The organism is Lentibacillus persicus (assembly GCF_900112705.1).
GTDB lineage: Bacteria > Bacillota > Bacilli > Bacillales > Amphibacillaceae > Lentibacillus > Lentibacillus persicus.
In genome coordinates, this window is the sequence record NZ_FOMR01000004.1 from 115,863 (window position 1) to 127,280 (window position 11,418).

12 protein-coding genes are annotated in these 11,418 nt (G+C 40.8%); all 12 read right to left on the reverse strand.

The features are described from left to right. Positions 1 to 18 precede the first annotated feature (18 nt). The 12 genes from pnp to BMZ22_RS06775 all read right to left on the reverse strand — a co-directional run bounded on the left by pnp (position 19) and on the right by BMZ22_RS06775 (position 10,937). Positions 19 to 2,136, reverse strand: a complete 2,118-nt coding sequence (gene pnp / locus BMZ22_RS06720) for a polyribonucleotide nucleotidyltransferase (protein ID WP_090083962.1) — start codon at positions 2,134 to 2,136, stop codon at positions 19 to 21. 140 nt (positions 2,137 to 2,276) lie between these two features. Then, complete coding sequence (gene rpsO, locus BMZ22_RS06725) at positions 2,277 to 2,546, reverse strand: 30S ribosomal protein S15 (protein ID WP_090083431.1); 270 nt, start codon at positions 2,544 to 2,546, stop codon at positions 2,277 to 2,279. 166 nt (positions 2,547 to 2,712) lie between these two features. Then, positions 2,713 to 3,651, reverse strand: a complete 939-nt coding sequence (locus tag BMZ22_RS06730; RefSeq protein ID WP_090083434.1) for a bifunctional riboflavin kinase/FAD synthetase — start codon at positions 3,649 to 3,651, stop codon at positions 2,713 to 2,715. Positions 3,652 to 3,671: 20 nt separating this feature from the next. Continuing rightward, positions 3,672 to 4,571, reverse strand: a complete 900-nt coding sequence (gene truB / locus BMZ22_RS06735) for a tRNA pseudouridine(55) synthase TruB (RefSeq protein ID WP_342710173.1) — start codon at positions 4,569 to 4,571, stop codon at positions 3,672 to 3,674. 117 nt (positions 4,572 to 4,688) lie between these two features. After that, positions 4,689 to 5,030: a 30S ribosome-binding factor RbfA gene (gene rbfA, locus BMZ22_RS06740; RefSeq protein ID WP_090083436.1), complete on the reverse strand. Its 342-nt coding sequence runs from the start codon at positions 5,028 to 5,030 to the stop codon at positions 4,689 to 4,691. Between the two features lie 133 nt (positions 5,031 to 5,163). Beyond that, positions 5,164 to 5,442: a DUF503 domain-containing protein gene (locus BMZ22_RS06745; protein ID WP_090083439.1), complete on the reverse strand. Its 279-nt coding sequence runs from the start codon at positions 5,440 to 5,442 to the stop codon at positions 5,164 to 5,166. Continuing rightward, a complete protein-coding gene (gene infB / locus BMZ22_RS06750) occupies positions 5,439 to 7,595 on the reverse strand; it encodes a translation initiation factor IF-2 (RefSeq protein WP_090083442.1) in 2,157 nt (718 codons plus the stop codon). The genes BMZ22_RS06745 and infB overlap by 4 nt, the downstream gene beginning before the upstream one ends. Before the next feature lie 16 nt (positions 7,596 to 7,611). Beyond that, positions 7,612 to 7,914, reverse strand: coding sequence for a YlxQ family RNA-binding protein (locus BMZ22_RS06755; RefSeq protein ID WP_090083444.1), 303 nt, complete (start codon positions 7,912 to 7,914; stop codon positions 7,612 to 7,614). Further along, positions 7,907 to 8,185 carry an RNase P modulator RnpM gene (rnpM, locus tag BMZ22_RS06760; protein WP_090083446.1) on the reverse strand — a complete coding sequence of 93 codons (279 nt, stop codon included), beginning with the start codon at positions 8,183 to 8,185 and terminating at the stop codon, positions 7,907 to 7,909. Before rnpM ends, BMZ22_RS06755 begins: the two co-directional genes overlap by 8 nt. 12 nt (positions 8,186 to 8,197) lie before the next feature. Continuing rightward, on the reverse strand, positions 8,198 to 9,310 hold the full coding sequence (gene nusA / locus BMZ22_RS06765) for a transcription termination factor NusA (protein WP_090083449.1): 1,113 nt from the start codon (positions 9,308 to 9,310) through the stop codon (positions 8,198 to 8,200). A gap of 15 nt (positions 9,311 to 9,325) precedes the next feature. Further along, positions 9,326 to 9,793, reverse strand: a complete 468-nt coding sequence (rimP, locus tag BMZ22_RS06770; protein ID WP_425434270.1) for a ribosome maturation factor RimP — start codon at positions 9,791 to 9,793, stop codon at positions 9,326 to 9,328. A gap of 256 nt (positions 9,794 to 10,049) precedes the next feature. After that, positions 10,050 to 10,937, reverse strand: coding sequence for an STAS domain-containing protein (locus BMZ22_RS06775; RefSeq protein ID WP_245745249.1), 888 nt, complete (start codon positions 10,935 to 10,937; stop codon positions 10,050 to 10,052). Positions 10,938 to 11,418: the final 481 nt, after the last annotated feature.

An 11,418-nucleotide genomic window follows, 5' to 3' on the forward strand; every position in this document is an offset into this window, starting at 1 on the left:
GCTTCTTGTTTTAATTGATTATGACTGTTTCTGTTGCTCGCGCTTTTCCCGTTCTTCTTTTAATACGGCTTTACGTGATAAATTCACGCGTCCCTGATTATCAATTTCTTTAACTTTTACTGTTATTTGATCGCCGATTGAAACAGCATCTTCAACTTTATTCGTACGTTCTTCTTGTAGTTCAGATATATGAACCAAACCGTCTTTACCTTTGAATAATTCCACAAACGCGCCAAATTTTTCAATCCGTTTGACTGTACCTACGTAAACTTGCCCTGCTTCCACTTCTCGAACAAGATCCTCTATAATTTTCTTGGCTTGATTATTCATTTCTGCATCTGGTGAAGAAATGAAGACACTTCCATCCTGCTCAATATCAATTTTGACACCTGTTTCGTCGATAATCTTATTGATTTGCTTACCGCTTGGGCCGATTACATCACGAATTTTGTCAGGATTGATATGCATCGTCATTATCTTAGGTGCATAAGCAGATAATTGCTGCCTAGGTTGATCAATCGTTGACAGCATAGAATCAAGAATTTCCATACGTCCTTTTTTAGCCTGTGACAATGCTTCTTCTAAAATTTCCTTGGACAAGCCAGCAATTTTGATATCCATTTGCAACGCTGTAACACCCTGTTCAGTTCCAGCTACCTTAAAGTCCATATCACCAAGCGCGTCTTCCATTCCTTGGATGTCACTCAAAATTGTGTAGTCTTCACCGGACTTGACAAGCCCCATGGCAATGCCTGCAACTGGTGCCTTTATTGGAACGCCGGCATCCATCATTGCAAGGGTACTGCCGCAAATACTGGCCTGCGAAGTTGACCCATTAGATTCCAAAACTTCGGAAACAAGGCGAATCGTGTATGGAAAATCCTTTTCATTCGGTACAACTTTTTCAAGTGCCCGTTCGCCAAGCGCCCCATGACCTATTTCCCGACGTCCCGGACCTCTTATCGGACCTGTTTCCCCAACACTGAATTGTGGAAAGTTGTAATGGTGCATAAAGCGTTTGGATTCTTCCAAATCAAGGCCATCCAAGACTTGGACATCACCTAGAGCACCCAACGTACATACACTTAACGCCTGAGTCTGTCCGCGGGTAAACAATCCTGAACCATGTGTTCTTGGCAGTACACCCACTTTTGATGACAATTGACGGATTTCATCAACTTTCCGGCCATCAGGACGAATTTTTTCTTTTGTTATAAGCCGGCGGACTTCTTCTTTAACCATATCTTCTAAAACAGATTTAACCTGCTTAATAACCTGTTCTTCTTCCTCTTCATATAAAGCAACGATTTCATCTTTAGTGTTGCTAATAGCCTCTTCCCTTTCTTTCTTGCCTTCGGTTTGGATGGCTTTCAGCAATTTTTCTCTTGCCTGTCCTTCAAGTTGTTGAACAAGTTTTTCGTCTGCAGTTTCAGCAGTGAATTCCCGCTTCTCGACACCTACCGCTTCGATAATGGTTTCCTGAAATTCAATCAAACGGATAATTTCCTGATGTCCAAACATAATTGCTTCGAGCATAACGTCTTCCGGCACCTCATCTGCTCCTGCTTCCACCATGTTGATCGCATCTTTTGTGCCGGCCACAGTAAGATCAATATCACTTTTCTCTTCCTGTTCTACCGTGGGGTTAATAATGAATTGACCGTCAACACGTCCGACGTGCACCCCTGCTATCGGCTCGGAAAACGGGATGTCAGAAATGGATAGTGCTACAGATGAACCGATCATTGCAGCTATCTCTGTAGAACAATCTTGATCAACACTCATAACGGTACTTATAACTTGTACCTCATTCCTGTATCCATCAGGAAAGAGTGGTCGAATTGGCCGGTCAATCAGCCTGGATGTTAATGTCGCTTTTTCGCTTGGCCGTCCCTCACGTTTGATAAAACCTCCGGGTATTTTGCCTACAGCATATAACCGCTCTTCATAATTTACAGTTAACGGAAAAAATGGCAGGTCTTTTGGTTCGTTGGATGCAGTTGCCGTCGACAATACAGCGGTATCTCCATAACGGATCATACATGCACCGTTTGCCTGTTTTGCCAGTTCTCCGGTTTCAACCGTAAACGTCTTGCCGGCTATCTCCGTGGAGAACACTTTCTTCTCATCTGTCATTCGTATTAAAACTCCTTTCAAAAAACGTACTGCTTCTATTTTATAGTTAATAAGCATAAATGTAAATTTTATGTGTATAAGTAGAAAAAAAGCAGGAATATCTCCTGCTTTTTGAACCATTACAGCCTCCGCAAATGTGCTTATCTGCGCAAACCGAGGCTTTTAATTAATTCACGATAGCGCGTTACGTCATTATTTCGCAAGTAGTTCAGTAGATTACGACGCTTACCTACCATTTTCAAGAGACCTCTGCGTGAATGGTGGTCCTTTTTATGAGTGCGTAAATGCTCGTTTAATTTAGTGATTTCCTCGGTCAATACTGCAATTTGTACTTCCGGGGAGCCAGTATCATTGTCATGAACCTTATACTCACTAATGATTTCATTCTTACGCTCTTTTGTGATAGCCATTCGGCTCACCTCCATAAATAATTTGTATCCCCAATCCCCAAGCAACCGCCGGAGTTACGTGTTGCCTAGCGATGGTTACGTTATTAGAATACATGTTTTGTGGTAAAAATGCAAGCATCAGGATGCAAAACTTCAACAGTAAAAAGCTTTTCACAATGACAATTACTTACCGGTAAAAATAGTTTCGGATCTCTTTTTCATCCTGTGCAATTTGTTCGATAAGTTTCTCAGCACTGGAAAACTTTACTTCATCCCGGATATATTTATGCCACTCGACGATAAGCTCTTCGCCATATAAATCGTTGTTATAATCAAATATATTCACTTCGATTATGGGTTTCTCCCTGTCATTGGTAAATGTCGGGTTATATCCTAAGCTGGCCATTCCTTCGTACACTTCATTTTTAAAAAGCACTTTGACGGCGTATACACCAATTTTGGGAAGCAAAGCGTCGGGAGAAACCTTTATATTTGCCGTCGGATAACCAATAGCCCTGCCGCGTTTTTCGCCTTCCTCAACTGTACCCGTGACAATCAAAGGGCGGTTGAGCAAATTATTTACTTTCTTAATGTCCCCGGATTTCATAAGCTCTCTGATTCGTGTGGAACTTATTTTTTGATCGTCGGACTGAACCTCGGTGATAATAGTATAATTAAACTTGCTCTGTGCGTGGTCCTCAAGTGTTTCCACATTGCCCAGCCCTTTGTGACCATATGAAAAGTCAAACCCGGTTACAAGGTGTTTGATGTTTAGATTAATAATGAAGTGGTTAATAAAAGCTTGCGGCTCCAGTGAAGATAAATCTTTATCAAATGTAATGACGTACAGGCGGTCAACATTAAGCTGCTGCATAAGCTCTTGTTTTACATGCAACGGTGTTATATATTGCACATGCTGAACATCCTTTTTCAGTACAACGGATGGGTGTGGATGGAAGGTGATGACCGCACTCTCCATCTGTTTATCCCTTGCTTTATTAACAGCTGTGTTAATCAGTTGCTGATGCCCTTTATGAACCCCATCGAAAAAGCCGATTGCCGCTACTGTTTCTGGTAATTCATCCATTAATAATGTATGAGGATAGCTTAATTTGATAGTCCGCAATTTTTTCACCTGCACTTTGCTTATTGATCATTAAAAACACGTACTGGTTTAATCATGTTGTTATATTTCGGGTGTGTTTTATAGATTGCCAGAACTTCCTTATCGTACATAACCAGAAACGGCTCGCTTGTCGGCATTTCAGGCGTCTTCTTCAATTTTTGACCATGAAGGATCCTTTTTTTGGTACTTTCATTCACATATAACCGGGCCATATGCGTCAACCCGTTACTGATCGGTAACAATAATTCCTTGTGCCTGTTTTGACTGACCGCGGTTTCAATCGCGTCAAATGTAAATGTATCTTTTTTGTCTATAGCACCGGAACCTGTTCTGAATAAATCAGACATATGCGCAGGGTAGCCAAGCTTATGACCGATATCAACACATAGCGTACGTATATAGGTTCCTTTAGAACAAACAACCTTTAACCAGAAACTGTCATGTGAATCTTTCTGTTCAAGCTGTTCCAGCCGATAGATAAAGACGTTGCGCTGCGGACGTTCAACCGCTTCATTTTCTCTGGCATATTCGTATAATTTTTTTCCGTTAACTTTTATTGCCGAATACATTGGCGGCACTTGTGTTATTTGACCTCGAAATAATTTTAACACGTTTTCAATCGTTTGTTGAGATGGGGGTGATGAAACCCTTTTGACATCAACCACTGCACCAGCTTTGTCTTCAGTTTCAGTTGCACACCCCAGTTTAACTTTTGTTATGTATGTCTTTTTGGTCTCAGTTAAAAAAGATGCAATTTTGGTGGCCTTTCCAATACAAATTGGCAGAACACCTTCAGCTTCAGGATCCAAAGTACCGGTATGCCCGACTTTTTTTGTATGGAATAGCCTGCGTATATTCATTACGCAATCATGTGAGGTCACCCCTTTGGGTTTCCATAGAGGTAAAATGCCATGCACCATATCACCAGCTCCTATTGTCGGCGGAAAATTTCGCTGATTTAAATTCACCTTTAATTTTCCGAAATTGCAAGGAAAAAATCTGACTCGCTGATGAGTCAGATTAATCTGCAATACTGCTCAGTTGTTTAAGTCACGAAGTATTTTCTCAATTCGGTTGCCATATTCATAAGCTTCGTCAAATTCGAATGTAATTTCGGGTGTTTTTCTCAACCGGATGCGCTGACCGATTTCAGAGCGGATAAACCCTTTAGCTTTAGCAAGACCTACAAGTGTATCGTGCTTTTCTTCTTCGCTTCCGAGAACGGAAATAAACACTTTAGCCTGCTGAAGGTCACCTGTCACTTCCACATCTGTAACGGTAACAAACCCAATGCGCGGGTCTTTTATTTTTTGACCAATAAGTTCACCCATCTCTTTTTTCATTTGTTCTGCTACACGGTTAGCACGGATATCGCTCATCTTATTCACCTCTATATAATGAAACGTCTGTCGTTACAGCCCTCGGTGTAGTACAGCAGGAATATTCACCACTGCAGAAAAAATTGAATAAAGCTCTTTACTTCACATAATAAACGATAATCACTGTCCAGCGTTAAAGAGACTCTACATGTGTAATCGTCCGTTCAATTTCAGTAAATGTGTCGATAAGCTTAAGAGCAGCTTGTATCACCTGTTCAGCATGTTTTTTTTCGTTGGAAAGCGTCACAATTCCGAACTGGGTCCGCTGCCACAAATCATGATAATCAAGTTCCGTAACGGCGACGTTCAAATCATTCCGCAACTTTGCACTGATTCGTTTAATGACAGAACGTTTTTGCTTTAATGAATGGCTTTCATACAACAGACATTCAACTTCAGCATACACTATCATGTACGTTCAATTTCCTCCATGACAAATGCTTCAATAATATCGCCTTCTTTAATATCATTAAAGTTTTTAATCGTTATACCACATTCATAGTTCTGAGCCACTTCTTTTACATCGTCTTTGTAACGTTTCAGACTGTCAATCTCGCCTTCAAATTGAACGACACCATCACGAATCAGTCGTACACCTGAAGATCGTGTTATTTTTCCATCTGTTACATAACTGCCCGCAATGGTGCCGATTTTCGAAACTTTGAATGTTTCACGGACTTCAACCTGCCCGATGACTTTCTCCTCGTATTCCGGGTCGAGCATACCTTTCATTGCAGCTTCCATTTCTTCGATGGCTTTATAGATAACACGGTGGAGTCGAACGTCCACTTTCTCAGATTCTGCAGCTTTTTTGGCGTTAGCATCAGGGCGCACGTTAAACCCGATAACAATTGCATTGGAAGCAGAGGCAAGAATAATATCAGATTCTTTGATTGCCCCAACGCCCGTATGAATAATTTTTATTTTCACGCCGTCAACATCGATCTTATTAATTGATGATGCCAATGCTTCCGCAGAACCTTGAACATCTGCTTTTATTACAATGTTTATTTCTTTCATATCGCCTTGTTTAATCTGCTCAAACAAGTCATCAAGACTTACTTTCGATGTTTCCGACCGGCTTTCCCGGATGTGTTTTTGATGACGGGCTTCCCCGACCTGACGCGCTTTTTTCTCGTCGGAAAATACGAGGAATTGATCGCCTGCTTGAGGGACATCGTTTAGGCCAGTAATCTCAACAGGTGTTGATGGTTCAGCGGTTTTAACGCGTCTGCCTTCATCATTAACCATTGCTCGGACACGTCCAAACGTATTGCCTACAACAACCGAGTCACTAACATGCAATGTGCCGTTTTGAATTAAAAGCGTAGCAACGGATCCTCTTCCTTTTTCAAGCTGTGCTTCAATAACGGTTCCAAATGCATTAGCATCCGGATTCGCTTTCAGCTCTTCCATTTCCGAGACAAGGACCAGCATTTCGAGGAGTTCATCTATACCCTCATGCTTGATGGCGGATAAATTTACGAAGATGGTTTCGCCTCCCCAATCTTCAGGAATCAATTCATATTCCGTCAATTCCTGCATCACACGATCAGGATTGGCTCCTTCTTTATCCATCTTATTAACTGCTACAATTATCGGAACTTCCGCAGCTTTCGCATGATTGATCGCCTCCACCGTTTGAGGCATAACACCGTCGTCCGCCGCTACCACCAACACTGCAATGTCGGTTATTTGAGCGCCGCGTGAGCGCATGCTGGTGAATGCAGCATGTCCAGGTGTATCCAGAAACGTAATCTTTTTGCCATCATTTTCAATTTGATACGCACCTATATGCTGAGTTATCCCGCCTGCTTCACCTGCAGTCACTTTTGTTTCACGTATTGAATCCAACAGGGTAGTTTTACCATGATCAACATGCCCCATTATTGTAACGACTGCAGGTCGTTCAGTTAAATTAGCCGGATTGTCTTCTTCAAGATATTTATCAAAATCAGTATCTTCTAAAATAATTTCTTTTTCTACTTCCACGCCAAACTCCTCACATAAGAGTTCCACCGTGTCATCATCAAGGTCCTGATTCTTGTTTGCCATGACGCCAAGAAACATCAGTTTTTTAATGATTTCAGACGGGTCCTTATTTAATTTATGCGCCAAATCAGTTACTGTCAATGTCTCACTGTAAGTGATTTTCTCAGGTGTCTTTTTAACTGGTTTCGACTGCTGTTTCTGCTGATTTGAGTCAGAAGCGGGACGATTGCGGTTTCCTTTTTTATTATGCCTGTTTCGATTATTTTTATTTTGCTGTCCTTTGCGGTTGTGGTTCTGACCTTTTGCCTTGTTATTTGGATTATTCCTTTGCGGTTTGTTGCCAGTATTTCCTGATTGATTGGATGAATTTTGGTTTTGATTATTTTGACTGGATGCTGCCTTTTCATTTGATTTGTTGGAACCAAATTTCTTATCCAGTTCCACTATGGTTTCAATGGAGACCGTTGACATGTGGTTTTTGACATCAATATTCAAGTCTTTTAAATATTGAATGACTTCTTTGCTAGTCGTATTATTTTGCTTTGCATATTCATATATACGCATTTTGCTCATAAGTCCACCCCCAAGATTATTTCCCCAGCAGTGATTTGATTTTGGCGGCAAACCCCGCGTCCAATATAGCTACAGCTACGTTGTGGGATTTTCCAATAGCGTGTGCTAATGTTTCTCTATCATCAACTACTTCAAATGGGATTTTATAACTGTTACATTTGTCAGTGATTTTCTTTCGCGTCTGAACCCCTGTATCATTTGCCAGAAGGACGAGTTTAGCCCTTTTCTTCTGTATATCCTTAATAATCGTTTCTTCCCCGACTGAACATTTTCGGGCACGATAGGCTAAGCCGACAATGTTTAAGTAACGATCATTCATTCGGCTTACCTTCAACTAATTTTTTAAGTTCTTCATAAATAGTCGGGTCAACATTTGTTTCCAGCTGACGATTTAAAACACCGGTTTTTTCGGCCTTTTCAATAACAGCTGAGTCATTTGAAAGATAAGCTCCGCGCCCGTTTTTTTTTCCTGTTGGATCAATAAAAACGTCGCCTTCTTTATTACGTACAACACGGATCAATTCTTTCTTCGGCTTCATTTCATTTGTGACCACACATTTGCGCTGCGGTACTTTTTTCTGTTTGGGCATGTCTATTCCTCCTTATTCAAACAAGTCTTCGTCAATGTCAGAATAGGATTCTTCAGCCTGATCGGCGTTTTCTTCGTCTAAAAGTCCTTGTTCACGAGCTTCTGTTTCACTCTTTATGTCAATTTTCCAGCCTGTCAGTTTGGCTGCAAGGCGCGCATTCTGACCTCGTTTACCAATTGCCAGAGACAACTGATAGTCCGGAACGATAACTGTTGTTGCTTTATCTTCTTCATCTACAAGCACGTCAGCCACCTTGGAAGGGCTCAGTGCGTTGGAGACATATACAACAGGATCTTCAGACCATTCAACTACATCAATTTTTTCGCCTTTTAATTCATCTACAATAACTTGAATCCGCTGACCTCTCTGTCCAACGCAGGATCCGACCGCATCGATTTCCGGGTCATCTGCATGAACAGATATTTTGGAGCGGTCGCCTGCTTCACGCGCCACAGATTTAATTTCAACCGTACCATCATATATTTCGGGTACTTCCATTTCGAATAAACGTTTCAGAAGCCCTGGATGGGAACGGGAAATGTATATCTGCGGCCCTTTACTGGTATTCTCGACTTTATTGACAAAGACTTTCAAACGGTCATGAACATAGTAATCTTCAGTAGGCATTTGTTCAGATTCAGCAAGTTTCGCCTCAATTTTTCCCAGATTAACATATACAAAACGTGGATCTTTTCGTGAAATGATACCAGTCATGATATCTTCTTCGCGGTCTGCATATTCACTGAAAATAACACCGCGTTCGGCTTCTCTGACTCGCTGGGTAACGACTTGCTTAGCAGCCTGAGCAGCAATTCTGCCAAAATCTTTTGGTGTCACTTCAACTTCTATAACATCTCCTGCTTCATAATTCGGGTTAATCTCTCTTGCTTCCTGCAAGGTGATTTCTTCCAGGCTGTTTTCAAGTTCCTCAACGACTGTTTTTCTTGAAAAGACACGCATGGTCGCTGATTCTTCATCGATATCAACGCGCACATTTGTTGCTGACTTAAAGTTCTTTTTATATGCAGAAATTAAAGCAGCCTCAAGAGCTTCCATTAATATATCTTTATCAATTCCTTTTTCCTGTTCCAAATAATCAATCGCATCAAACAGCTGATTGCTCACTTCTAAGTCTCCCCCTTACAATGATACGGATAGTCTGGCTTTAGCAATTTTATTGAAAGGTATTTCAACCAGTTTTTCATGTGTTTTTATCCGATATTTAATGACTGCCATTTCGTTAGAGAATGCATCCAACAGCCCTTGATATTCTTTTTCACCATTTATTGGCTCATATAGTTTAACGTATACATTGCTGCCTATATTTCTTTCAAAATCCTCTTTTGACTTCAATGGTCGCTCTACACCGGGCGATGAGACTTCTAAAAAATATGTTCCTTTTATAGGGTCTTTTTCGTCCAGTTTCTCGCCAAGTTTTTCAGAGACAAGGCCGCATTCATCAATATCAACACCGCCTTCTTTGTCAATATAAACCCGAAGAAACCAGTTTTTCCCTTCTTTCACATATTCAACATCTACTAGTTCTAATCCTTTTTCCTGCAAAATCGGAGTCACTAATTCTTCCGCCGTGTTTACAATTTCGCTCAACACATATCCTCCTTTATTCAATTGTTATTATTGATTAGTATGGACTGCGGCAGGCCTTTTCATTTGCGTTTAGCCCCTTATTAATATAAAACCCCTGCCAAGCGAGGTGGCAAGGGAAGACATGTGAAAAGATCCAAGAATGAAGAAAAGAGCGGGACTCCCCCACTCCTTAAACCGTTCGTACCATTGCTTACCAATAGAACTATATCATATTGAGCACTATGTTGCAAGAAGTTGCCAAAAGCATGCTTGCAATTTAATGATTGTCACCATTTATCAAGATTTTGCGGCTTTCAGAGATGCCGGATCCAGTATTTTCAGCAACATCACGTAAGTAAGCAGTCAGAGCTTTTTGAAGTGACCCTTTTGTTTCGGCATTTGGCCCTAATTCTACGCCCAATTCTATCATTTTCTTAATGATGTCCGGTCTCAGGCCGGTAATCACTGCCTCGCATCCCATCATTGAAATACCATCTAATAATTTTTTAAACAGTTTAACTGCTTCAGTTTCCATATCCGCGATGCCAGACAGATCCATAATTAATGTTTGTATGCGCCGCTCAGCAATTTCAGCCAGAACCTTTTCTTCAATAACAACAAACCTGTACTCATCCATCGAACCGATTAACGGCAAAATACTAATTGTAGTTGAAATCGGGATAATCGGGACTGATAAATTTTCTACCAGTTTCTGTTGCTCCTCGAGTAATTTATCTTTGTAAGACGAGTAGCTTATAAAGAAACCGTTCAGAAAGTCATCCATTAATTTATTTATTTTACTTTCCATTTTGTAGAATTCATCAAGGTTGTGGGTACTTTTATTCATTTTATCATATTCATACAGAAAGTCCCACAACGTGCGCCGTATTGCCTGAACCCATTCAATTTTCAGGGCGAGAGTAAGTGAATATTTTGCCCATGCAATACCTTCTTCTTCTGCAAACACTTTAACTTTCTCTTTTTCTTCGTCAACAACAAGGAGTACCAGCTTACGGGCATTGTATAAGAGATCAATATTGCCAATCAGCTGAATTTCTTCAATTTTGCTGCGGACATTTTCTGCCTCACCAAGCAACTGTTCTCCAAAGCGCTCAGAATTATCAATAAGAAACTGTCGTATAGTAGGTGCATTTTTTAATTCCAAAATATCGCTTCCTTTTATCATTTTTTGGATAGTATTCTATATCAAGCATCGATTATGTGAAAAACCCGGTCCATATTATAGCAAATTTTAAGAAAATAAGATAAAAATAAATCCAGCATTTTATTTTACTGCTTTATCGTGGTGTAAGATAGCAATTCATCTTAGCGTTTTAAGAAGCAGTCATATTGCCACAACATCCATAAACTGCGAACTAGTTTTAAATTTGAGTTAGTGCGTCTTCCGCCGCTTCGAAAATACACTTGAATGCTTAAAGCCGCTCCGGCAATATACTTCGCTTTCCATGGGCACGGCCTCGGGCCAACACGATGTTGGTCACAAAGGCGTTGCCACAGGACGTGGCGTTCTTAGCCTTTGAACCTTACCGCTTTCTTGCGGGGTCTTCGGACACGTGCTGTTCCCATAGGAGTCTTCGTATATTGCCTGCGCTGGGGATGCTTACTGTTTCTAGCTATACGATCAA